At 57.3% G+C, this 23,730-nt stretch carries 20 protein-coding genes and 1 tRNA gene; 6 read left to right on the top strand and 15 right to left on the bottom strand.

Features of this window, described 5'->3' with window-relative positions; all coding sequences use genetic code 11:
• Nucleotides 1–83: 83 nt before the first annotated feature.
• The 4 genes from GS614_RS11885 to GS614_RS11870 form a co-directional block, all read right to left on the bottom strand.
• Nucleotides 84–1,754, bottom strand: coding sequence for a sulfatase-like hydrolase/transferase (locus GS614_RS11885; RefSeq protein ID WP_171726379.1), 1,671 nt, complete (start codon nucleotides 1,752–1,754; stop codon nucleotides 84–86).
• A 71-nt stretch (nucleotides 1,755–1,825) separates the two neighbouring features.
• Nucleotides 1,826–2,062: a (Na+)-NQR maturation NqrM gene (gene nqrM, locus GS614_RS11880; protein ID WP_152460192.1), complete on the bottom strand. Its 237-nt coding sequence runs from the start codon at nucleotides 2,060–2,062 to the stop codon at nucleotides 1,826–1,828.
• A 15-nt stretch (nucleotides 2,063–2,077) separates the two neighbouring features.
• Nucleotides 2,078–3,103 carry an FAD:protein FMN transferase gene (locus GS614_RS11875; RefSeq protein WP_253283539.1) on the bottom strand — a complete coding sequence of 342 codons (1,026 nt, stop codon included), beginning with the start codon at nucleotides 3,101–3,103 and terminating at the stop codon, nucleotides 2,078–2,080.
• A 66-nt stretch (nucleotides 3,104–3,169) separates the two neighbouring features.
• Nucleotides 3,170–3,355: a hypothetical protein gene (locus tag GS614_RS11870; RefSeq protein ID WP_152460190.1), complete on the bottom strand. Its 186-nt coding sequence runs from the start codon at nucleotides 3,353–3,355 to the stop codon at nucleotides 3,170–3,172.
• 123 nt (nucleotides 3,356–3,478) lie between these two features.
• Between GS614_RS11870 and GS614_RS11865 the strand changes: the two genes are divergently transcribed.
• The gene (locus GS614_RS11865; RefSeq protein ID WP_171119143.1) at nucleotides 3,479–4,003 is read left to right on the top strand and encodes a CBS domain-containing protein; all 525 of its coding nucleotides are present in this window, start codon (nucleotides 3,479–3,481) and stop codon (nucleotides 4,001–4,003) included.
• A gap of 11 nt (nucleotides 4,004–4,014) precedes the next feature.
• Here GS614_RS11865 and GS614_RS11860 read toward each other — a convergent pair whose 3' ends face one another.
• Nucleotides 4,015–4,728, bottom strand: coding sequence for a metallophosphoesterase family protein (locus GS614_RS11860; protein WP_253285355.1), 714 nt, complete (start codon nucleotides 4,726–4,728; stop codon nucleotides 4,015–4,017).
• 235 nt (nucleotides 4,729–4,963) lie between these two features.
• Here GS614_RS11860 and GS614_RS11855 point away from each other — a divergent pair, with 235 nt between their 5' ends.
• On the top strand, nucleotides 4,964–5,977 hold the full coding sequence (locus GS614_RS11855; RefSeq protein ID WP_171726377.1) for an NAD-dependent epimerase/dehydratase family protein: 1,014 nt from the start codon (nucleotides 4,964–4,966) through the stop codon (nucleotides 5,975–5,977).
• Nucleotides 5,978–6,036: 59 nt separating this feature from the next.
• On the opposite strand, the gene nqrF is transcribed toward GS614_RS11855, so the two are convergent.
• Genes nqrF through GS614_RS11825 form a run of 6 tightly spaced genes read right to left on the bottom strand, consistent with a single transcriptional unit; the run spans nucleotide 6,037 to nucleotide 11,909 of the window.
• Nucleotides 6,037–7,260, bottom strand: a complete 1,224-nt coding sequence (gene nqrF / locus GS614_RS11850; protein ID WP_171169459.1) for an NADH:ubiquinone reductase (Na(+)-transporting) subunit F — start codon at nucleotides 7,258–7,260, stop codon at nucleotides 6,037–6,039.
• Nucleotides 7,261–7,270: 10 nt separating this feature from the next.
• Nucleotides 7,271–7,879: an NADH:ubiquinone reductase (Na(+)-transporting) subunit E gene (nqrE, locus tag GS614_RS11845; RefSeq protein ID WP_152460185.1), complete on the bottom strand. Its 609-nt coding sequence runs from the start codon at nucleotides 7,877–7,879 to the stop codon at nucleotides 7,271–7,273.
• Nucleotides 7,879–8,532: an NADH:ubiquinone reductase (Na(+)-transporting) subunit D gene (locus GS614_RS11840; RefSeq protein WP_152460184.1), complete on the bottom strand. Its 654-nt coding sequence runs from the start codon at nucleotides 8,530–8,532 to the stop codon at nucleotides 7,879–7,881. Before GS614_RS11840 ends, nqrE begins: the two co-directional genes overlap by 1 nt.
• Nucleotides 8,532–9,359, bottom strand: a complete 828-nt coding sequence (locus tag GS614_RS11835; protein ID WP_171331060.1) for a Na(+)-translocating NADH-quinone reductase subunit C — start codon at nucleotides 9,357–9,359, stop codon at nucleotides 8,532–8,534. Before GS614_RS11835 ends, GS614_RS11840 begins: the two co-directional genes overlap by 1 nt.
• Nucleotides 9,352–10,560, bottom strand: coding sequence for an NADH:ubiquinone reductase (Na(+)-transporting) subunit B (locus GS614_RS11830; protein ID WP_171169456.1), 1,209 nt, complete (start codon nucleotides 10,558–10,560; stop codon nucleotides 9,352–9,354). The genes GS614_RS11835 and GS614_RS11830 overlap by 8 nt, the downstream gene beginning before the upstream one ends.
• Nucleotides 10,561–10,565: 5 nt before the next feature.
• A complete protein-coding gene (locus GS614_RS11825; protein WP_171726376.1) occupies nucleotides 10,566–11,909 on the bottom strand; it encodes a Na(+)-translocating NADH-quinone reductase subunit A in 1,344 nt (447 codons plus the stop codon).
• Between the two features lie 297 nt (nucleotides 11,910–12,206).
• Between GS614_RS11825 and GS614_RS11820 the strand changes: the two genes are divergently transcribed.
• A complete protein-coding gene (locus GS614_RS11820; RefSeq protein ID WP_171726375.1) occupies nucleotides 12,207–13,322 on the top strand; it encodes a class I SAM-dependent RNA methyltransferase in 1,116 nt (371 codons plus the stop codon).
• A 390-nt stretch (nucleotides 13,323–13,712) separates the two neighbouring features.
• Nucleotides 13,713–13,789, top strand: a tRNA-Pro gene (locus GS614_RS11815).
• A gap of 69 nt (nucleotides 13,790–13,858) precedes the next feature.
• On the opposite strand, the gene GS614_RS11810 is transcribed toward GS614_RS11815, so the two are convergent.
• Nucleotides 13,859–14,044, bottom strand: a complete 186-nt coding sequence (locus GS614_RS11810; RefSeq protein ID WP_253284257.1) for a tyrosine-type recombinase/integrase — start codon at nucleotides 14,042–14,044, stop codon at nucleotides 13,859–13,861.
• 286 nt (nucleotides 14,045–14,330) lie between these two features.
• Between GS614_RS11810 and GS614_RS11805 the strand changes: the two genes are divergently transcribed.
• Together GS614_RS11805 and GS614_RS11800 are read left to right on the top strand one after the other, a co-directional pair.
• Nucleotides 14,331–19,433 (top strand): glycosyltransferase, encoded by a 5,103-nt coding sequence (locus GS614_RS11805; RefSeq protein WP_171726374.1) that lies wholly within the window; start codon nucleotides 14,331–14,333, stop codon nucleotides 19,431–19,433.
• Nucleotides 19,430–20,008: an LOG family protein gene (locus GS614_RS11800; RefSeq protein WP_171119133.1), complete on the top strand. Its 579-nt coding sequence runs from the start codon at nucleotides 19,430–19,432 to the stop codon at nucleotides 20,006–20,008. Before GS614_RS11805 ends, GS614_RS11800 begins: the two co-directional genes overlap by 4 nt.
• Before the next feature lie 455 nt (nucleotides 20,009–20,463).
• Here the strand turns inward: GS614_RS11800 and GS614_RS11795 are convergent, their stop codons facing one another.
• The 3 genes from GS614_RS11795 to GS614_RS11785 form a co-directional block, all read right to left on the bottom strand.
• Entirely contained in the window at nucleotides 20,464–21,360 is an 897-nt protein-coding gene (locus tag GS614_RS11795) for an EamA family transporter (RefSeq protein ID WP_171726373.1), read from the bottom strand.
• A gap of 58 nt (nucleotides 21,361–21,418) precedes the next feature.
• A complete protein-coding gene (wrbA, locus tag GS614_RS11790; RefSeq protein ID WP_171726372.1) occupies nucleotides 21,419–22,042 on the bottom strand; it encodes an NAD(P)H:quinone oxidoreductase in 624 nt (207 codons plus the stop codon).
• A gap of 106 nt (nucleotides 22,043–22,148) precedes the next feature.
• Entirely contained in the window at nucleotides 22,149–23,036 is an 888-nt protein-coding gene (locus tag GS614_RS11785; RefSeq protein ID WP_171726371.1) for a LysR family transcriptional regulator, read from the bottom strand.
• Nucleotides 23,037–23,730 lie beyond the last annotated feature (694 nt).

The raw sequence follows: 23,730 nt of genomic DNA, 5'->3' as shown, positions 1-23,730 counted from the left end.
GCCATCGCTGGAAGACAACGGTCCCCTGCATTTTTTTTCAACGCAGAGCCATCATGGTATGATCGGTGGAAACCCGGACGAGACTAGCCTTTGAGGTAACGCGTGTATGGCTTTGCCTTGCGGTTGCGATACTTGACCGTCAGTTCCAGCGGCGTGTCGTTTTCATCATAGATACCGATCATGATGCCCGTACCCCCGCTTCGGGTCCGCATATCGACCAATTGCTGTTCGGACCGGGTGGTGCGCTGTGACGGGCGCCGCGCCCAGGCAAACAGGTGGTCGTACATTTGCGCGATGACATCCGAATGATCCGCGCTGTCACCCAGATCCACCAGTTCGTCGGGGTCGTTTTCCAGATCGAACAGGATCGGCCTGTACCCGCCCTCGCAATGGATGAGCTTCCACTTTTCATTCGCGACCATGAACATCACCGCATCGCGAACGGATACGTTCAACCGCTGCGCAATGGGAGAGGCGGAATAGTCATACTCGCAAATCGCGACCTGTCGGGGCGTTTTGTCGGACTGACCATGCAGGATCGGCAGCAGAGAATGCCCCTCGAGAATATGCCCGGCTTTTTCGCCGCCTGCCAATTCCAGAAACGTCGGCGCCAGATCGATCGACTCGACCAGCGCGTCGCAGGTGGTGCCGCGCGTGACGTCCGCTTCGGGTGACGGGTCATAAATGATCAGCGGCATTTTGGTGGAGGCATCGTGGAAGAAAGTCTTCTCACCCATCCAGTGGTCGCCCAGAAAATCACCGTGATCCGAGGTCAGCACGATCATCGTGTCGTCCATCCGCCCGGTTTTCTCCATCCAGTCGAACAGACGACCCATCTGGTCATCCGCTTGTTTGATCAGCCCCATGTAAGCCGGGATCACCGCCTCGCGGACATCCTCGCGCGAAAAAGCCTGCCCGACCTTGGTGTCCATGAAGGCCTTCAGGACGGGATGGGCATTCTTTCGCTCAGCTTCCGAGCGGACCACGGGCACGACATGTTCGGGCCCGTACATCGAAGCGTAAGGTTCCGGCACGATGTAAGGCCAGTGAGGCTTGATGAAGCTGAGGTGACAGCACCACGGTCCGTCATGGCTGTCCATGAACTCGATTCCACGGGTGGTCAGATATGGTGTTTCACTGTCCTCTTCCGCGATATTTGCAGGTTCGGATGAATTCTTCAGGAACCACCCTGACAGCACGTTGCCATCGGCATCCAGACCGGAATTGGCAAAATCATGCCACGGATTGTCGCTCTCGTACCCCTTATCTGCAAGGTAATGGTTGTATTTCTTTGCCCCGTCCGGGTCATAGAACCCGTCCGGACCCTCTGCACGCAACCCGTCATCGCGTTCGAACACGTCAAACCCGCATTCCGCGACGCGGGCCCCGATGGTGCTGTCGGGCTCCAGCCCAAGACGGGCCATCCCCTCGGCATCGGCGGCCATATGTGTCTTGCCGACCAGCCAGCAATCCATTCCCGCCTTGCGCAGGAGGTCGCCCAACGTGATCTCACCCACTTTGAGGGGAATGTTGTTCCATGAGGCCCCATGGGAATGCACATAGCGCCCGGTATAGGTCGACATACGGGAACTGCCGCAAATCGGTGACTGGATATAGGCCCGGTCAAAGCGGACACCGCGCGCGGCCAGACGATCGATATTCGGAGTATGCAGATGTGGGTGCCCGTAACAGCTCAGATAATCCCAGCGCAGCTGGTCGAACATGATGAACAGGATATTCTTTGCCTTGGCCAACGCGGTGCCTCCCCGAAAGTCATGGGGACCTAGTTAGCCACTTCCGTCCGCAGAGCGAAGCAAAACTTGCTTCAGGCCTGATGTTCCATCTGTTCCAGCATCTTCCTGGCCCGTTTGCACTGCAACTGATCGCGCAGCGGGCTGTCCGGGTCGACATCCTTTTGACACACAACGCATTTATCGGCGCCCGAGATCGCATTCAGGCCACCGCAGCTGCCTTTGATGGTCTTGCCCATCAGCATGACACCCAATGACATACCGACCATGACAAGCGCCAAAAGAATAAAGGCCAGAATAAAAGTGCTCATCTCGGTTCCTGACTGTCAGTTGGTTCCCAAAGCGTTTTTGAACTCGGTGCTGTGCGAAGTAATATAGGCATCTTCGCCGCCTGTCACATCCCGCGAGATGAAGTACACGGCAAGTTTATGCTTTTCCGCAATGTCCATTCCCTTCTCGTGACCCAAAGCCAGCATGGCCGTTGCCCAGGCATCCGCCAACATTGCGTTTTCCGCCAGAACCGTGACAGAGGCCGTGCGATGTGTGATCGGGCGTCCCGTGGTCGGATCGATGATATGCGAATAACGCACACCGTCCTGTTCGAAGAAATTCTTGTAATCGCCCGAGCTGGCCATGCCGCGATCATCCAGAGAAACGATCAGTTGAATGCTCTGAGCGCCCGTTTCAGGCTTTTCGATGCCAATGCGCCAGGCTTCGCCCTGCTCATTCTTGCCTTTGGCAACAAGATCACCGCCGATCTCGACAAGGTAATCGTCGATACCGGCATCCTGCAAAGCACCGGCAACCGTATCGATGCCATAGCCCTTTGCAATCGCCGACAGGTTGATGCCCACCTTTGGATCAGCCTTCGACAGCGTGCCGGCTTCGGTGTCGAGCGTCAGCAAACGGGCCTGCCCGACGCCGCTCAACGCGGCCTCGATTTCGGTATCCGATGGCACCGGATCCTCGGGCTTGCGTGGGCCAAAGCCCCAAAGTTCGATCAGCGGGCCCAGAGTTACATCAAAAGTCCCACCGGTTTTTTCGTGCACGTCATTGGCTGCCGAAAGGACCAATGCGAGTTCGTCCGAGACCGGAACGGGGGCTGTGCTGGTTGACGCCGAAAAGACGGACACCTCGGATTCTGGATCCCAGTTGGACATTTTGGCGTTCACCTCGGCCAGCGTCTCTTCGACGGCCGCGGCCAATGCGGCCTCATCAAGATCTTCGCCGATCGCGGTTATGTTGAAGGTCGTGCCCATCGTTTCGCCCGACAGACGAACCACCTCGGGTTCTTTGTCGAACAAACAGCCGGAAAGAAGGGTGGCAACGGCCAGTAAAGGCATAAGACGCATCGGGCGATCTCCGGGAAATTCTGTGCCCGGCATATGCCAGTGGCCCCGGCCAGAGTCAAACTGCGATCACATCTTCAGCGGCAGGAAACCCAGCATCAAAAGGCCGACTCCCGCCGGCACGCCGAACAACCACGCACGTTTTTGCCAACCCGGCGGCTGTTGCTTCCACGCCATGCGGAAATTGTGGCCACAAACAACAACGGCAAAGAAGATCAATGCCGCTATGGGTGGCGTAAGATAGAGTTCACTCAATGGCTTGAACGTCCTTTCCGGGCCCGCGTTTTTGCCGATCGGCGCAATTGCACCCTATACAGGTCGTTTAGCTGCGCTAAGGTGAAAGGGAAAGACTTTGCAAGAACCACAAGGAGATTGCCCATGGCTCCAACCTCTTACCAGTCGCCTTCGCGCGGCGACAAGGCTGACAAGACGACGTACAGCCAGTCTGCGGAATCGAACCTGTCGCATTCGCAGACAACCGTGGCCAAGCTGCTTGAAGGTAAAGGGGACGCGGTGTTTTCGGTGCGGCCAAATGACACCATCCATTCTGTGGTCAACACGCTGAAGGAAAAGCGGATCGGTGCAGTTCTAGTGACGGATCAGAATGGGGCATTGCAGGGGATTTTGTCAGAACGCGACATCGTTCGGCGCATGGCAGACACACCCGGCCAGACCCTTCCGCAATCGGTCGAAGATCTCATGACCAGGGATGTTAAGACCTGCACACCGGACGATCTGCTGAATGAAGTTCTGAAAACGATGACCGAGGGCCGTTTTCGCCATATGCCGGTGCTGCGCGACGGTCACTTGTGCGGCGTCATCACGATCGGAGACGTTGTCCACTTCCGCCTTAAAGAGCTGGAATATGAAGCGCTTCGCATGAAGCAAATGATCGTCGGTTAACGGCCCACTGTTCACACGGTCGAGGTGAACCGAACACTTCCGGCGTTGATCTCGGCGGCTGTCAACCGACCCGAAGCGAAAGCGCCCGTGTCAAGCGACACCACCCGGTTCCTGACCCGGGGGAGGTCCACGATGGTGTGGCCATGCACCACCCATTGACCATCACTGCGGGCCAGCCTGGGAAACATGGGATGTCCCCAGAGGCAAATCTGGCGATCCTGGGCCTCAGCCGGATGTCGGGGGTCCAGCGCCGCATGAACGAAAGTGACGTTGCCAGTGGTCCAGGTCAAAGGCCGGCCGGCTAGCCAGTTGATCAGGTTTTCCCCCATCTTAAGGCGAAGATCATCCGCCAGTTTTCGAATCTGCTGGTTGTTGTCGATATCCCCGGGCGGTTTCAACCCGAAAGACGCCAGTGTATGTACACCCCCATTTTGAAACCAAAGCCGGGCGTTGCGTTCCGGCGCCTCCAGGAATTGCAACAGAAACTCTTCGTGGTTTCCAAGAAGACATTGAACGCGTCCTCCTGACGTTTCGCTCAGGTGAAACAGGTGGCGCAGCACCTGCGCGCTGTATGGCCCCCGATCAATGTAATCTCCGACAAAGACCAGCAAGCTCTGATCGTCCAGTCGGGGCAACAACGCCTGCAACAAGTCCAGACGACCGTGAATATCGCCCACGGCCGTCACTTTCTCGGCCGGAGCGATGTCGCAAGACACTGCATTCATTGTCCGCCCCGCCCTGCGGTCGAACCACCGTCTGATCCAGTTCGTAATCATACATGTTGATCCCTATCCTTCTCGCCCATTGGCAGCAATGAGCATCTGATTGAATCAGCAAAGAGTTGACCAATGACGTCTGGATGTTCGATATGACCTTCGGCGCAGTTCAAAATGTTTGACCCGGCATCAGGGGCAGAACCTTTTGTTCGGCGATGATCGTGCAGGGCGTTTTGAGGGTTCTATGAAACGGGTTTTGATTACGGGCTCTGCGGGGTTCATCGGGTTCCATTTGGCGAAGCTGCTGTTAGAGGAAGGGTTCCGCGTGCATGGATACGACGGGATGACGGATTACTATGATGTGGTCCTGAAACAGCGTCGCCATCAAATTCTGCTTCAGACACCCGGATTCACGGCAACCGAGGATCGGTTGGAAAATTATGATCGGCTGTTGCAGGTCGCCGAAGAATTTCAGCCGGAAGTCATCGTTCATCTGGCGGCTCAAGCCGGTGTGAGACACAGTTTGGACCATCCACGCAGCTATGTTGAATCGAATGTCGTTGGAACATTCAACGTGATGGAAATTGCACGGCAACATAAGGTGGATCATCTTTTGATGGCATCGACCTCTTCCATTTACGGTGCCAACGAAGACATGCCGTTTACCGAGACGGAAAAAGCCGACACCCAACTGACCATCTATTCCGCGACAAAGAAGGCGAATGAGGCGATGGGGCATTCCTATGCGCATCTTTGGGATTTGCCGACGACCATGTTCCGCTTCTTTACCGTCTACGGCACTTGGGGACGACCGGATCTGGCGTATTTCAAATTTGTCGCCGCCATCCTGGATGGCCGCCCGATCGACATTTACAATCACGGCGACATGCACCGGGATTTCACCCATGTCCAAGACCTTGTACGCGGCATCAGATTGCTGATCGATGTGCCTCCGGTGCGGCCAGCCAGCCGTGAGGGTATCGAGGACGGAGACAGCCTGTCCCCCGTCGCGCCCTACCGCATCGTGAATATCGGCAACGGAGAAAAAGTGCGCCTGATGGATTTCATCGAAGCCATCGAACAGGCCGTGGGGCAGAAGGCGATCAAGAACTTCATGCCGATGCAGATGGGTGATGTTCATGCCACCTGGGCGGACAATCGGCTGCTACAAAGACTGACGAACTATCGTCCCCGGACAGACCTGAAAGACGGCATCACCCAGTTCGTTGCGTGGTACCGAGATTATTACGGAAAATAACGTAGGCCTATCGCCAAATGAAAGAACCGGCGTCTTCAACGCCGGTTCTTTTTTGTTCCTTACCCGCCGAAATCGTCGAGCATGATGTCTTCGCGGTCCACGCCCAGATCCAGCAGCATGTTGATGACCGACTGGTTCATGATTGGCGGACCACACATGTAGTATTCGCAATCCTCAGGCGCGGGGTGGTTCTTGAGGTATTCTTCGAACAATACGTTGTGGATGAAGCCGGTATAGCCTTTCCAATTGTCCTCGGGCTGCGCGTCCGACAAGGCCACGTGCCATTCGAAATTGTCGAATTCTTCAGCCAGACTGTCGAAGTCTTCGACAAAGAACATCTCTTTCTTCGACCGCGCACCGTACCAGAAGCTGATCTTCCGGTTGCGGTTCTGAAGCCGCTTGAGCTGATCAAAGATATGGCTGCGCATGGGTGCCATACCGGCGCCGCCGCCAATGAAGACCATCTCTTTGTCAGTTTCACGGGCAAAGAACTCGCCGAATGGGCCTGAAATGGTGACCTTGTCACCCGGCTTCAGGTTGAAGATGTAGGACGACATCTGACCCGGCGGAATGCCTTCGGACCCCGGCGGCGGCGAGGCCACGCGGACGTTCAGCATGATCATGCCTTTTTCGTCCGGGTAGTTGGCCATCGAATAGGCGCGCTCGATGGGTTCGGTCACCACCGATTCATATTGCCACAGATTGAAGCGATCCCAATCCTCGCGATATTCCTCTTCAATGTCGAAATCCGTGTATTTCAACTGGTGTGCTGGTGCTTCGATCTGGATGTAGCCACCGGCGCGGAAGTTCACATCCTCGCCCTCGGGCAGGTCCAGGATCAACGCCTTGATGAAGGTCGCTACGTTTTCGTTCGACCGAACGGTACATTCCCATTTCTTGACGCCGAAGACTTCCTCCGGAACTTCGATATCCATGTCCTGCTTGACCGCCACCTGGCAAGACAGGCGATCACCACATGACGCTTCACGTTTCGTGATATGGCTTTCTTCGGTCGGCAGGATCGACCCGCCCCCCGAATGCACCCGCACCCGGCACTGCGCACAGGTGCCGCCGCCACCGCAGGCCGAAGGGACAAACAGCTTCTCGGCAGCCAGTGTCTGTAGCAGCTTGCCACCTGCCGGAACGGAAATCGTCTTTTCGCCGTTGATCGTAATGTTGACGTTTCCAGTCGATACCAGCTTGGATCGGGCGGCCATGATGATGGCCACCAATGCCAGAACGATTACGGTGAAAAGAGCTACGCCTAAGGTAAAGGTTTCCATCAACGCCCCCTTACAGTTTCACGCCCGAGAAGGACATGAAGGCCATAGCCATCAGACCTGCGGTAATGAAAGTAATGCCCAGACCTTGCAGACCATCGGGAATGTCCGAATATTTCAGCTTTTCCCGCACTCCGGCCATTGCCGTGATTGCCAGCGCCCAGCCAAAACCGGAAGACAAGCCATAAGTTGCCGCCTCGGTAAAGTTATAGTCACGCTCCACCATGAACAGCGACCCGCCAAGGATGGCGCAGTTCACCGTGATCAGTGGCAGAAAGATCCCCAGCGCGTTGTAAAGCGGCGGGAAATACTTGTCCAAAACCATCTCGAGGATCTGCACCATCGCCGCGATCACGCCGATATAGGAAATCAGGCCAAGGAAGGTCAGGTCCACATCCGGGAACCCGGCCCAGGCCAGCGCGCCCGGTTTCAGCAGGTAGTTCAGCAGCAGGTTGTTGGCAGGCACGGTGATGGCCTGCACGACCATGACCGAAATCCCCAGCCCCAGCGCTGTCGAAATCTTCTTGGACACGGCGATGAAAGTGCACATGCCAAGAAAAAAGCTGAGCGCAAGGTTTTCGACAAAGATGGCCTTTACGGCCAGTGAGATCAGACCTTCCATCAGTGGGCCTCTACCTGCTGAATTTTGTATTCACGCTCTTCCACCTGGTTCGGCTTCCATGTGCGGAAGGCCCAGATGATCAGACCGATGATGAAGAACGCCGAGGGCGGCAACAGCAGCATGCCGTTGGGCACGTACCAGCCGCCGTTGTTGACGGTTTCCAGAATCGTGACGCCGAACAGCGACCCCGCGCCAAACAGCTCGCGAATGAAGCCGACCAGCAGCAGGATCAGACCATAGCCCATGCCGTTGCCCATTCCGTCGATGAAGGACGCAACCGGAGGGTTCTTCATCGCAAATGCCTCGGCGCGGCCCATCACGATGCAGTTGGTGATGATCAGGCCGACGAAAACCGACAGGGTTTTCGAAATCTCGAAAGCATAGGCTTTCAGGATCTGGTCCACCAGGATCACCAACGACGCGATGATCACCATCTGAACGATGATCCGGATCGAACCGGGGATCTGGTTTCGCAGGCATGAAATGAAGAACGACGAAAACGAGGTCACGAAGATCACCGCCAGCGCCATCACCATCGACACTTGCAGCGATGATGTCACCGCAAGCGCCGAACAGATGCCCAGCACCTGCAATGTGATCGGATTGTTGTCGACAAGCGGGTCGACCAGCATCTCTTTCTTGGTCTGGGACATCAAATCTCTCCTGCTTGAAGTTTGGCCAGGAAGGGACCGTAGCCCGCATCGCCCATCCAGAATTTCACAAGGTTATCGACGCCGACCGAGGTCAGCGTGGCCCCCGCCAACGCATCCACGTAGAAATCTGGCCCGGCTGCGGGCTGCGATTTGGCAACGGTGATTTGCAGATCCCCTGCTTCGTCGCGCAGCTTTTTCCCGTTCCACAGGGCTTTCCAGCGTGGGTTGTCCACCTCGGCCCCGAGACCCGGAGTTTCACCATGCTGATAGAATTGCAGGCCGTAGATATCGTTGCCGTTGTTTTCAAGCGCGATAAATCCATAGAGTGTCGACCACAGGCCATATCCGTGCAGAGGCAGGATCACCTTGTCCAGATCACCCGCATCATCGCGCAGCAGATAGACAACACGGTACTTGGATTTGCGTCCGATACCGGCTGGGTCATTGTCCAGCGCGACGCTCAGCTCTGGATCGCTGGCGGCGGCGATGTCGTCAAACGTGGTCGGATCAAACTGATCATCGACGAAGGTGCCTGTGGACAGCTCCAGCACATGTGGTTCGAAGGCAGCAAAAGCCTCTGTTACGTCGATGCCCGGCTCAAACACGCCCGCAACTTGCAGAACGTTTACCTGTTTGTCCTTCAGGCGGTTGGCCTCTTGCACCGGGCGCAGGCTGACTGCGGCCGCGGACACAACCATAGAGGCGACCAGACAGACGGCAACGGCGATGAAGATCGTCTTGCCAACAGAATCCGGCGAGGCCGCCAGGAATTTGGCCAATGCGCCCTTGGGTGCCTCGTTTTGATCTGGGGATTGCGTATCAGACATGGCGACGCGCCCTCCGTTTGATGTTGGCTTGCACGACGAAATAATCGATCAGCGGTGCAAAGACGTTGCCGAACAGGATTGCCAGCATCATGCCTTCGGGGAAAGCCGGGTTGATCACGCGGATCATCACGACCATGACACCGATCAGAGCGCCGTAGATATAACGCCCTACATTGGTGTGGCTGGCCGAAACCGGTTCCGTCACCATAAAGGCCAGCCCGAAAGCATAACCGCCCAATACGATATGCCAGTACCACGGCATCGCGAACATCGGGTTGGTATCCGATCCGATCAGGTTCAGCAGCAGGGTAAAGCCGATGGTGCCCGCCAGACAGCCCACAATCAGGCGGTAGTTGGCGATCCTGGTCATCAGAAGGAAAGCCAGACCGATCATGCAGGCCAGTGTCGATGTCTCGCCAAAGCTGCCTTGAATGGTGCCGAAAAACGCGCTCGACCAGGTTATGCCTTCGGCGGCCAGCGCCTGCACGCCTTCGGCCGCAGACACACCCAATGCAGTCGCGCCCGAGAACCCGTCAACGGGTGTCCAGACTGCATCCCCCGACATCTGCGCCGGATAGGCGAAATACAAAAACGCCCGCCCCACAAGCGCGGGGTTGAGAAAGTTCTTGCCGGTGCCCCCGAACACTTCCTTACCGATCACGACGCCGAAGATGATGCCCAATGCCACCTGCCACAGGGGCGTCGAAGCAGGCATGATCAGCGTGTAAAGCATTGATGTAACAAGGAAGCCTTCGTTCACCTCATGGCCGCGCACGGTGGCAAAGATGACCTCGAAGATACCGCCCGCGACAAGCGTGACGATGTAGATCGGAAGGAAATACATCAGACCATGCATGACGTTGGCAAAGATGCTGGACGGGTCCAGCGAAATCCCGAACATCTGCAACAAAGCAATCCGCCAGCCGGTGGCCGATTCCGGCCCCAGCAAAGCAATCGCCGAGTTCGCCTGATAGCCGGTGTTCCACATCCCCCACAGGATGCAGGGGATCGTCGCGATCACGACATAGGTCATGATCCGCTTCATATCCACATAGGACCGCGCGTGCGGCGCCACTGTGGTCACGGTTTTTGGAGTGTAGATGAAGCTTTCCACCATCTCGTAGATGGGGAAGTACTTTTCGTACTTGCCGCCCTTGGTAAAGTTCGGCTCGATCCTGTCAAAGAAGCTGCGCAAACCCATTCGGCTCAGCCCTCCTTTTCAATTTTGCTCAGGCAGTCGCGAAGCGCCAGCCCGTATTCATATTTTGCCGGACAGGCAAAGCCCACAAGGCCCAGATCCTCTTCGTCCAGCTCCAGCGCACCCAGGGCTTGGGCAGTGTCCGTATCCATTACCAGCAGCGCCCGCAGCAACTGAGTGGGCAGATAGTCCTGCGGCATCAGGTCTTCGAAAACACCTGTGGGCACCATGGCCCGACGCCCGCCGTTCAGGTTGGACGTGAAGGCATACAGCTTCTTGGCGAATGCCGAACCCAATACAGGCTGGACCGCGTATTTCGACGGCATCGGACGAATCCAGCCCAACGGGATTTGATCGGGATCTTCACGGATGATGCTGATCTGGCGCGCGAACCGGCCCAGATAGGCGGTCGGGCCGTCTGCGCGCCGGCCCGACAGGATCGAACCCGAAATGATACGGGGCGTGCCGTCCACATCGACTTCGTCGCGGGTCAGATCGTCAGTTGATGCGCCCATCACGGTACGGATCAAACGCGGTTGACGCGCACCCGGCCCCGTCAGGGCAATCACGACATTCGGATCCAGATGGCCGGTCAGCATCAGGCGGCCAATGGCGATGACATCCTGATACCCGATGGTCCAGACCTGCTTGTCGCCTGCAAGGGGTTCGAGGAAGTGAATATGCGTTCCGGCCAGCCCCGATGGGTGCGGGCCTGCGAAAGATGCAGCTTCGACACCGGCGACATCTGCGCCGGGTATCGTGTCACCCTCTTTTTGGCAAAGATAGGTTTTGCCCTCGGTCAATGTGCTGACTGCCGCCAAACCGGCGGTAAATTCTTCGGCCGCCTCGGCAATGATTGTGGCAGCGTCAGCGGCCAGGGGGTCACTGTCCACGGCCGTGACAAAGATCGCATCCGGTTTGGCGCCGGGGTTCGGCATTTTCGAATACGGACGTGTGCGGAACGACGTCCACAGGCCGGCGGCGCACAGTTTGGCCGTCACGCCTTCGGAGCTGTCGGCATCCCCTATGCCCGAGAAATCAACACCGGCGTCATTGACATCTGTCACTTCGATCACGACGCTTTGCAGCACCCGACGGGCACCACGGTTGATCGCGACGACCCTGCCACTTACCGGTGCGACCATCATCGCGTCGGGCGCATCCTTGTGACAGAACAGCGGCGCGCCACGTACGACGCTGTCGCCTTCCTGCACCAGCATCTTGGGTTTCAGGCCGATGTAGTCACCGCCCAGGACGCCAACGGTCGAGTATTCCGGGCCCGGGTGAATGGTCTGGTCAGGAGCGCCTTCCACCGGCAGATCCAGCCCCTTTTTCAGTTTGAAAGTTTGCATGTTGCTACGTTCTTCCAAGCCTCTTTTCTGCGCCAGCTCTGCCAACGCCCTTTCGGGGTCATGCAATAGCGCGGTTTTTTCGAGCCTCCGTCGCAAAAGCGTCGAAAACGGTCCAAAATCCGCAGGCGTATTTCCGATCAAGGACCCTTTACGCGGGGAAGGTCACAAACGCAAACCTGTTACCGCCAAAACTTGAGGATGAACCACACAATCCTGCGATTGATCGGTCATTTCTTCTGATTCCATGGCGTATAATTGCATATCGCGCCCAACAAGGTTCCAGTGTAAGCAACCGGAATGGAAAAAGACACAGATTTGGAAATCTTTCTGGTTGCCACGCCTGGCCTCGAGGCGCCTCTTGGTGACGAGGCGCAATTCAACGGATTCGCGCAGGTCAGAACTGTACCCGGCGGGGTGACATGCCGGGGTTCATGGCCCGAGGTCTGGCGCGCCAACCTGACACTGCGCGGCGCCAACAAGGTTCTGGTGCGACTGGGCAGTTTCCCCGCCGTGCACCTTGCCCAATTGGACAAACGTGCTCGGAAATTTCCTTGGGGCACCGTTTTGCGTCCTGACGTGCCGGTCAAGGTGGAAGCCATCAGCCGCAAATCCAGAATTTATCACGCCGGTGCAGCTCGTCAGAGGATCGAGCGGGCAATATCCGAGACATTGGGCACCTCGATTTCATCCGAGGCAAACCTTCGGGTCTTGCTTCGAATCGAGAAAGACATCTGCACGATCTCGGTCGACAGTTCCGGCGAGCTGCTGCACAAACGCGGTCACAAGGAAGCCATTGCCAAGGCCCCAATGCGCGAAACAATGGCCGCCATGTTCCTGAGAGAGTGTGGCTACTCGGGCGATGAACCTGTACTGGACCCGATGTGCGGATCCGGTACCTTCGTGATCGAGGCCGCCGAGATCGCTCTGGGTCTGCGCCCTGGCCGCTCCCGAAGTTTTGCATTCGAAGACCTGGCGGGCTTTGACCCAGATCAGTGGCAGGAGATGCGACGGGAAACGAAGACGGCGGAATGCGCGCTTACCTTCTACGGCTCGGATCGCAACTCGGGCGCGGTCGACGCGGCGACTGCCAATGCCGAAAGGGCCCAGGTCAGTGATGTGACACGGTTTCAACAGCGTTCCGTCAGTGACATAAAACCCCCCGAAGGTCCTGCGGGGCTGGTCATTGTGAACCCGCCCTACGGGGCGCGGATTGGTGACGAAAGACGCTTGCGTTCAGTCTATGGTGCGATGGGCAAGACCTTGATGAACCGGTTCCAGGGATGGCGGGTCGGCGTGATCACCAGCGCTCCGGGGCTTGCCCGGGCCACACGCCTGCCTTTGCTGGCGCCAGGACCGGTCGTCGACCATGGTGGAACCAAAATTCGTCTGTACCAAACAGACCCCTTGCCGTGATTGCCTGTGATGCTTCACAACCAATTCATGACGATGGCTGCGCGGGCGAGAGCGGACAAGAAGACCACAGGGTTTCCGCCGCAAAGAGGTGCGGTTCCCTTGTCTTTCAACGTGCCTGTGAACCTCTCGACGTCTTAGCACCGGTGCAATTGTGACCTGCCCGGCAGGGGTGAACAAATTGGCGGGCACTCTTGCGTGCCGATCAACCAGAAGAACGCAGACATGCAACCGCTCGTTTTTTCGATTCGTGAAGACCTGCTCAAATTACCGGGTTCCGACCTTATCGGTGCGCCGCCCTTTTTTGGTTGTTGCGTTCGAAAGATTCGGGTGATCGAAATACAGAATCCTCTTGCGCATCAGACACGCCGCGTATAGATCACCCGCCACGGTCGGAGTGTAGCTCAGCCTGGTAGAGCACTGTCTTCGGGAGGCAGGGGTCGGAGGTTCGAATCCTCTCACTCCGACCAATAAAACAAGGCGCCCAAGGGCGCCTTTTTGCTTTCAAGACAGTGATCTGCAGTTCATTGAACCTCAGCCTAGTCGAACTCCAACGCGCTGGCGGCCTTGCGGAGGTGTTCCGGGCTGTAGCGCGCATAGACAGACGCCGTGATCCGCGAGTCGGAATGACCGAGAAACTGAGCGATCTCCTCCATCGCGATGCCTGCCTCGGCCATGTGGACAGCTGCCGTGTGCCGCAACACATGCGGCGACACATCGGACAAACTCGCCTGGATCGCAGGCCGACAATGCACCAACAATCAATTTGGACCAGTCAGATGAGGCTGCTCAAACTGGTTCCGGTCTTCACAATCAACCGGCATGACATTCGACCTCGAGATTGACACCTCACCACCCAATAACTACTCAAGGTTGCAGCTGCTCTTGGTTGTTTGACGTGCCGGATCGGGCTTGATGGATCCACGATGACCGATCCCGCAAGCCTCTTAAGCCGACATGCTCTCGCAAGGAAGACGGTTAGCCAATTGCTTCCTTTCATCGGGGATGACCATGAACAGACCGACCATCGTCGCGATGCTGGCAACGCATGCGCGCAATAACTTGCTGTTGCAACGCGCACTACCTTCCGCCCTCTCTCAATCTCGCCCTGCGGATGCAATTATCGTAGTCGAGGACGAACGAACAACTGACCTTGCCCAGGAAGTTAAAGTGGCGGCCCCAACCGCTCAGTTTCTTCACAACCGCCGGACAAAAGGGCTCTCGGGTGCGTTGAATACTGGGCTTGATCATCTGGTGCGAAAACACGCCGGTATGACGGATATCTTCGTTGCTTTCCTGGACGACGACGATGAATGGACGCCTGAGCATCTCGCTGCGGTCGAGGCACGCATCCGAGAAGGTGCCGAGGTCGTCGCGGCGCCTTTCCTGCGCCTCGAGTCAGATTTGGATGCGCGCAGGATCGACCCGCCTGCCGCGGTGGACGCCAGTCTTTTCATGGAGCGGAACCCAGGGATTCAAGGCTCCACTTTTGCGGCACAGCTCGACATCCTGCTCGAGGCTGGAGGCTTCAACGAAGCGCTGCAAAGCTGCACTGACCGCGACCTGTGGATCAGGCTGTGCCGCCGTCCCAACCTGCGATATGCGACGACATCAGCCCCAAGTGTGCACCATTATGCCTGTGTTGATCGCCCTCGGCTTTCGTCTCCCGGTTCGGTGGCCAAACATTCCGGTCTGGAGATGTTCGATCGCATTCACGGACCACTGATGTCGCCGACCGTGCGCGCCAAGCATCTCAATCGCGCGCAGAAGCTCTTTGATTGGCAGCCGGTCGAAGGGCCAAATCAGGACCGAGACGTTGGCGAAGAAATTCCGCCAGACAGACCTTCCTTTCCACAGTCGGAAGGGACACCGCCATTGATTGTTGGCATCATCGCAGATGACCGACGCGTCCAGTCGCTCTCTCGTCTTCTGGACGACTTGGCCGAGAGGGTCGAGGCCGAGGAATTTGCGCCGCCCGACGTTTTGTTGCTTGAGAACCGACCTGAAGCGATTTCTGGACAAAGTTTCGCCTCCATGGTGGCGCAGAAGAGGGACCGCCTACGGATTCGTGTCGTGGATCGAGCGGGGCTGGAACTGCTTGAGAGGAAAGGGGCTTGGCGTCCGGAGGGTGTGGACCGACAAGGGCGACTCGCCATCTCCGATGCGCGAACGGCCCTTCAAAGTTGCCTCTATCACATGGCGCAGGAAAGACCGGGTTGTGTAGTCTGGATTCTTGACGATGACATGCGTCTCGATCCGATTATTGCGACGTCTTCCGGGTCAGAGCGTCGACCTCTCGAACTTGCCCAAGCGTTGCGCAGGATGCGCGCAACGGGCGCGGACATCTGCATCGGGACTTATACCGGCGCACCGCCGCTTCCTGCCGTTGCCAGTATCCGAGGGCAACTGATGGACCTGCTGTGGAACCTGCGGCGGTTGTCGGCCTCTCCCGAGGACGCACCGGTTCCGGCAGCACAACCCCACAATGCTGTGCTGCGTGCAGGCCGGCGAGACTACTATCATGATCTTTCCCGGATCGAGACCGACCGGCTTGAAACTCCTTTTGCACTTGAACCGAAACACTCCGACGAGAGCTGCGGGGATGCGCTTGCACGGTTGGAGACGATGATCCCGCGCATCCTTGCAGGTGAAGCTCCGCTGCGCCCGCTGATGGCGGACCCAGATGCCATGGGCGTTTTTGAAGCCGCAGATGCGCTCCATCGGGGCGGAAATACCTTTATTTTTGATCCCGAAGCCTTGTTGGATCTGCCAAATATTTCTCCCACCATCGGAGGGCGTCCGACGCGGCGATCGGACATGATCTGGGCACTTATGCATGAGCGTCGTTTCGATCGACAAGTCATCTCGGTCCCTGTTCCGGTGCGGCACGACCGTAGTAGCCTTCCACCACCACAAAAGCTTGATCTTGCAGGGATCGCCGATGATGTGCGTGGTTTTGCAATTTTCAGCGCATTGGTAGATGCCGACGAAGACCCGGACCTTGTCGAGGCGCTCTGCGGAAAATATGAAGACGAGCGCCTCGCCGTTCTGCGCCTCTCCTTCTTCCGCATTCGTGGCCTTGCACTGGAGCTCTTGGATTGGATCCGAAACGAGGCACCGACTTATGTCGCGCGCATCACACTCGACGCGCAGGCACGACAGCTGCTCCAGATGTTCTCAACGGAGAATTTCGCGCAAATCGAATCTGCGGTCCGTGTTCTTGGCCCAGTGGAGGTTCGAGATTTCCTTTCTGGCATGGATGCGCGCATCATGGAGTATTCCGGAAGGGTGCGCCGTTCGAACGCAATTCCACAGCTGTTGGCCGAGGAACGTGGCCAAGCCGCTTGTGCTTCGGTCGAGACGTCCACACCCATTCATGTCCTTGGGCAAGGCGCGGAAGGCGTGGTTTTTACCGATGGGCGCACGATCTGGAAACTCTTCGACCGCTGGACATCGGAACAGGTGGCCGAAGCCGTTCCTACACTCCGGATGTTGACTGGAGAAACCTCCTCGACGACGGCACTGATCAAGCCCCAGACGATAGAGCGGACATCTCTGGGTTGGCTAATGAGTTTGCCGTTCGAAGCATCGGATCCTTGGGCGGGCGGGCACGGGCCAGGCCTTGTCGAGCTGCTCGCGGATTTGCATCGCGCAGGGCTCGTTTGCCGAAACCTGCATCCGAAGAACCTGCGGGTTGCGAACGGTTCTGTGCGCTTGATCGACTACGGGGCAGACCTGATACCGGTCGATGATCCGAAGGCCGAAGGTTTGGAATTCGCGCGGATGTGCCGTCGTGCCTGGTTGTGCTGGCGATGGTGGTGGCGGAGCGACATCGGTCTGCTGATGCGCCAATCGCTGCATGATGTGAATCTACCTGAGCTTGAAGGGCATGAGAACCTAATCCGGGCTGTGCGTGAACGACTCGGCTTGGAGTTGCCGGTAGATCCGACGGTCACGCGCGCCTTGGCATTGCGTCCGAAACGGGTTCTCGATTATGGGGCCGGCAAGGGCAAGCAGGCGGCCACGCTTGCCCGAGCGGGGGCTAAGGTCGTTGCCTGGGATCCTGATCCTGGCGTCGAAACACGTCTGGATGAATTGGCTTCGCTTGGTGTGCACAGGGCCAAAACGGCCGCAGAAGCCATCACGTCCGGCCCGTTCGATCTTGTCGTATGTCGACGCGTCGCCTGTTTGTTGGACGAGGATGAGCTGGGCAAAGTCCTCACTGATCTGCGGGCTGCCCTCGCGACAGACGGGCGAGTGCTGTTCGCGCTGTGTCACCCCGCATATGCGCACAGGTCCTACGTGGCCGAAGCCACGCCACTTTCGACTCCTGGCAATCATGCTGCTGCGGAATGGACCAAGACGGTGCGCGCGACAGGACGGGTTCTTCACGAGAGACATCGAAGCGAGCGATTGCTTCGCCGTCGACTGATGCGCTCCGGGTTTCGCATCATGGCGCGGCATGAACGCCGATGCATCGAATTCGAGCGCTTCGAAACCGTGTCCGATCTGCTTGTTCTCGAACTGGCACCCGCTTCGAAGCCCGATGTTTCGCTGTTGATCAAGGCCTGTGCAATGGACGCCGAGGCGCTGGATCTGCAACTGCGCGACATCTTGGCAGCGTTGGAGCATCCCGGTGTTTTCAACGAGACAGTGCTGGCCCTCGACACGCGCAGGGAAGGCTTCCCGAGACCGCATGCCGAAGCGAACCTTTCGGCTCTACGCAACGCGGCCCAGCGCCTACTGAACGAAGGCGAGATCGACCGTATCGTGGAGACACCATCCTCGCCTACAGCTCTCAGGGCGCTCAATTTCCGCTGGTTTGGACTTGATCTCGCTGCAAGTCATAGCGCTGGCGGCGCCGCGACTGGGGCGCTTCTGGCTGGGTTCGATGCCTGCATAGGCCCGAACGTGCTTCATGCCGATATCGACATGATGATCGCGCGCACAGACCGAAACCGCGACCCGGTGAGCGAGCTGGTCGCGGCATTGCGGGAGGATCCGCAAGCGCTGACAGCCAGTTTTCCCGTTGCTCACGAAGGCCACAGGCGATGGACGGCTACTGGGTCGCAAGGCCCATGGCGGGTCGAAAGCCGATTGAGCCTTGTCTGCCTCAAGCGAATGAACGCAATCCTTCCGCTGCCGAACACCGAGCGGAACGGCGCTCCAGATCTGTCATGGCATCGTGCGATGGATGAAGCAGTGCGGCTTGGTCGGGGAACTTCCTTACGGGGAGGCTGTGTCGGCGGCTTTTGTTTGCATCCGCCGAATGCTCGCAAGCGTGATATCGAGGCGTGGGAAGAAGTGCGTGCATCCGTTGCGAGGGGGCGGGTGCCGACAGTTCAGGTCGATCAAATTGAATGGACCGGAGGGGCGAAAGACTGGCGGCAGGCAGAACGTCACGAGCGCTTTGTATTTGTCATCTGCGGACACAACGTGACACCGGAGCGGTTCCGACGTTGTTGGGACTCGGTTCTCAGACAAGATCGTCAGGATTGGGGTGCCATCGTTGTCGATGACGCATCGGTCCCTTGGATCGCCGAGGAAGTCGGGCACATGCTTTCCGGCGACATTCATCGAGTGAGCTTTGTTGCGAGGCGCCGACGTGCCGGATTGCTGGCCAATACCGTTCATGCGATCCGCGATCTATGCGCCACACCCGGGCAGATCATAGTGACGCTCGATGCCGACGATCAGTTGATTGGCCGTGATGTGCTAACCCAACTTGCCAATGCCTATGACGCGGGTGCTGACCTGACCGTTGGCTCCATGTTGCGCACGGACAAGAGTGTCGACTACAAGGTGTGCTTCGACAATCCGCGAGGCAACCGCGGCGGCAATGTCTGGCAGCATCTGCGCAGTTTCCGAAAAGGTCTCTTCGACGGAGTGCCCGACGAGGCGCTTCGGCTCGACGGTTCATATGTCGAACTGGCGTCAGACTGGGCTTTTATGCTGCCGATGGTCGAGGCCGCGCGAGCGCCCATTTGGATCCGCAAGCCGCTTTATCTTCATGAACCGGGAGAGACGCGCGAGACCGCCAGGGCCGCAATGCGCGAGGCGGTGATCGCACGACTGATTGCAAGAGAGACGCGAATCGAAGAGGAATATCAATGAACTGCACAGAACGCCGCCAGATCGTTTCAGTGATCGGAGATGCGACACTTCCCGACGAGGATCGGCGCCTAGAACTTGCCTTTAGCACGGGCCGATGCCTGGTCGATAAGGGCTTTGCGGTGATGACTGGCGGCATGGGTGGTGTCATGGACGCCGCGCTTGAAGGCGGGCGGACGTCGCCAAACTGGGTGCATGGCGCGTGTATCGGCCTGCTTCCAGGCAGAGATCCTGGCGGTCCTCGCGTATCTTCGAACGCGGATATCGTCATCCCGACCGGGCTGGATCATGGGCGAAACCTCGTGATGGCCCAAGCAGATGCAGTGATCGCGATCGGCGGCGGTGCCGGGACACTTTCGGAGATGGCTTTCGCTTGGATCCATCGACGGCTGTTGATCGCGCTTCGCTGCAATGGCTGGAGCGGACGACTTGCCGACGCGCCGATCGATGAGAGGACGCGATATAAGAATATTCGTGAAGATTGCGTCTATGGTGCTGATACAGCCCAGGAGGCCGTCGCTCTCGTTCAGCGTTTGCGTCCCCTGTATGATCGCACGCATCGCGGCATCTGTGATTAGCGCGACACCGGTGCGCCTGCAGGGGTTGGATGCACCAGAACTAGGAACTACTTCGGGGCGCGATGCGCGCTGATGGATGGTCAATTACCTGCGCGGCAAGGTGGTTGAGTGTAGGCTCACTCTGAAAGCTTAACGAGTGCTGTGAGTAGCACCAGACTGGCTGGGGCGCTTACTGGCAGCATCCAAGGCAGTTTTCGATACACGACAGCACTGAAATAGAAACGCACGCCTTGAGCGCTCTCAGCGCTTTGGATCGCTCGTCCACAACGCAACAATAGCTATGGGAGGTTTGGATCGCCCAGATGCTGCGGCACCAGAACCCATCCCCTTCATGTTGCGCACGGAAACCTAGGACTTCGATATTCTAGGGATCTGGCGAACGGGCTTGAGCGAGGCGCTGAGCCATTCCTCGCCCGCTTGCGTGATTGGGCTCATTGTTTGCGACTCAACACCCATCAGACAGATCCAGCTGTTGCTGGTCTCCATTTTTTCAAACCCGAATTGTCCCTTCGACTCACGCTCTGGCCGACCACAACAGAGCCAATAACTATGGCTGCTCCTATAGTCTGAGTGATGCTAAGAGTTTGTCCCAAGTATACCCGGCCTAACACTACAGCTGTAACAGGACTCATCATGCCGAGCATCGAGAGTGCACTGGGCTCCAGGCGCGCTATGCCACGAAACCAAAGAGCATAGGTTGCTGCAGCACCAATCAACCCAAGCCAAATCAGGCCGACGACATTTGTCGCGCTGAGCGCAGGTAGAGGCGGCTCAAGAAACAGTGCGACTGGCAACAGTATCAAACCACCGGCTGTTAATTGCCACGCTGTGAAACTCTGCGCCGAGACCGGAGGTTGCCATTTCCGGCTGAGAACAGTGCCAGCAGCCATTGACGCGGCTCCTCCAAAACCCGCTGCTATACCGATCCAATCAAGTTGTGCTTCCGGCCCGATCAGCAGCAGAGACACACCCATTACGCCAGTCGCGGCGGCGCCGAGTGCACCAAGTCGTATTGGGGTTCCCAGCCATCCCCACGCCATCAAAATCACGATCATTGCTTGCAACGATCCTAGGGTGGCGGCCACACCACCGGGTAACCTATACGCAGCAACGAAGAGGAGCACCCAGAACAGAGCGAAATTGAGGCTGCCTAAGACGAAAGTTCGACCGAGCCATTCGCGTGGTGGAACGCAGCGCGTCACTGCAAGCAACAACAAGCCAGCAGGCAGAGCTCGTAACGCAGCCAGGGTAATAGGATAGCCCGCCGGAAGCGCTTCCGTAGCTACCAGGTAGGTGCTCCCCCATACCGCTGGGGCGAGCGCAGTGAGAAGAATGTCGGTTGAGCGTGACATAGTGTGTCTCCCGGCTGAGGCGTTGGAAAAGTTGAGTGAGACGTCAGAGGCGCGCGGGTTAGGCTGCTTCCTCTTGCAGATTTGATCCGGCGAGACATGCGGCAATTCTTGCAACATGAGCGCCCTGGAACCGCGCTCCGGCTAGGTCGGTTTCGGTAGGTGTGTGGGAACCATCAGCGCCAGCGATCGTTCCGGCACCATATGGGGCGCCGCCAATGATTTTTTTTGATGTAGTCTGGCCAGCAAATGTGTAGGGCATTCCGGCAATCAGCATCCCAAAGTGTTGAAGCGGGACTTGCGTTGTCAGAAGGGTGGCCTCATGCCCACCGTGTTGCGAACCTGTTGATGCAAAGACCGCCCCGACTTTTCCAACCAGAGCATTTCTGGCCCAAAGCCCTCCGGCCTGATCCAGAAACGACTTCATTTGGCCGGCCATCATGCCAAATCGGGTCGGTGTTCCTAAAATTATTCCATCATAGTTTTCCAGATCTGCCGGCAAAGCGATAGGCGTATCATCGACGACATAGCCAGCCTGCAGGCGGACTTCCTCTGGGACGGTTTCGGGCACACGCCGAACGTCCACTTCGGTGCCGGGAACACTTCTGGCGCCTTCAGCTTCTGCATCGGCCAATGTGCGGACGTGGCCATAGCTTGAATAGTAGAGAACGAGAATACGTGACATAGGATACCTCTCAGGGCTGTGACTTGTTCCCTGAGAGAATGGAATTTGTTGCGCCGCCAATTAAGTCGCGCTCTTTGACATCACTCTTTACCTGTATTGAACAATGTCACGACTTGAGAGCCAGGCGCAGATGATCAAGAAAGGCTTTGACCTTTGCGTCCATTCCCAAACGAGATGCTGTAACGGCGAATACTTCCGGCGCAGGCAGTTCGTGGTCAGGAAGAACTCGCACCAAGGTCCCACTGGCTTCAGGAGCATCAGAAACGAACTCGGGCAGTGTTCCGATACCTTGCCCCGCTATTAGCAGATCCCGCAAAACGAGGCTGTTGCCGACGCGCACGCGCGGATCAAGCTCTAATGTTGTGACACCTTCGGCGGCCGAGAGCTTCCAGCTCGTCAAATGATCAGCAAGCAAAAAGCCGATGATCGCGTGGTTTTTGAGATCCGCCGGCTGGGTCGGAGTCCCGCATCGCTCCAAATAGTCAGGAGACGCAAATATTCTTTGCCGCATCACGCCGATCCGTCGGGCAACAAGTGCCGAATCCGGCATGGCAGCACGGATACGTATCGATAGATCGAACCCGCCCTCGACCATATCAATCACCTTGTCGTCCATCGAAAGCGTAAATCGCAAATCGGGATAGGTTTCCAAGAACTCTGGAAGCATCGGTGCGATAACGGTTTGGCCGAAGGAACTTGACGCATTCACCCGAAGGTGTCCACGCATCGCTTTTGAACCTTCCCTAATGGTCTGTTCCGTTTTTTCGACCGCGTCGAGAATTCCAATTGCATCTTGGTAATAAAGACTGCCGGTGTCAGTCAGTGACATCGATCGGGTCGTTCTGGTGAGGAGGACGGTTCCCAGACTTTCTTCCAGAAGCTTGATTTCTCTGCTGAGAAGCGCGGGAGATACACCAAGGTCTTCCGCGGCACGGGCAAAACTACCGCGTTCAACGATACGGCGAAAAGCTTGCATCACTGACAGTTTGTCCAACTTCTGGCCCCCGAGCAGTTTTTTGTCCCGCCCAGTTGGGCGTAACGAACTGCACTTATACGACCGCGAGACTGGTGCGAAGGGGCGACACGCCTGTGTTGCTGGTGTTGATCTCCGGGCGGTTGCCAGAAAACAATCATCACTCTATTTTCGAAGAGGCTAGGAGTTAGGGGCAATGGCAAAATCTAAGAATCCGCATACACCGAAAAACGTTCCAAGCCGGTCGAACAATGAAAAGTCGGATCGCCCTGTCGAGAGCAGGCCTATACCGGTTAGCGACGCCGTTAGTGAGCCAACTCGGCAGGAAAGACTCATGGCGATTGCAAAAGATGCGGAACGACGCCTCAAGGGTTCAATGAAGCTACTCTCTTGAAGTCGCAATACGAACTTCCAAAGGAATAACAGCACATACAACCAAAGTGCAGCCTTCAATACGCTTCACCGCAAGTTACCGGCTTCCCAATGAGCACTTACAAGCAACGGAGCATACAAAAGGTCTGGTAAACACAAGCGCAAATTGGGCTCCGCCCCTGGATACTCCCTCCTACGTTTCCCCTGCGATCAATCTATCACCTTACCTGTGCGTGCTCTCTATAGGGGCTTGAGCAGCCTCATCTGACTGGTCCAAATTGATTGTTAGTGCATTGTCGGCCTGCGATCCATTGGTATGATGGTTTCGGGCGCTGGCGGGCGA

The organism is Ruegeria sp. HKCCD6604 (assembly GCF_013110635.1).
Classification (GTDB): Bacteria; Pseudomonadota; Alphaproteobacteria; order Rhodobacterales; family Rhodobacteraceae; genus Ruegeria.
This window is presented reverse-complemented; position numbering and strand designations above follow the sequence as displayed.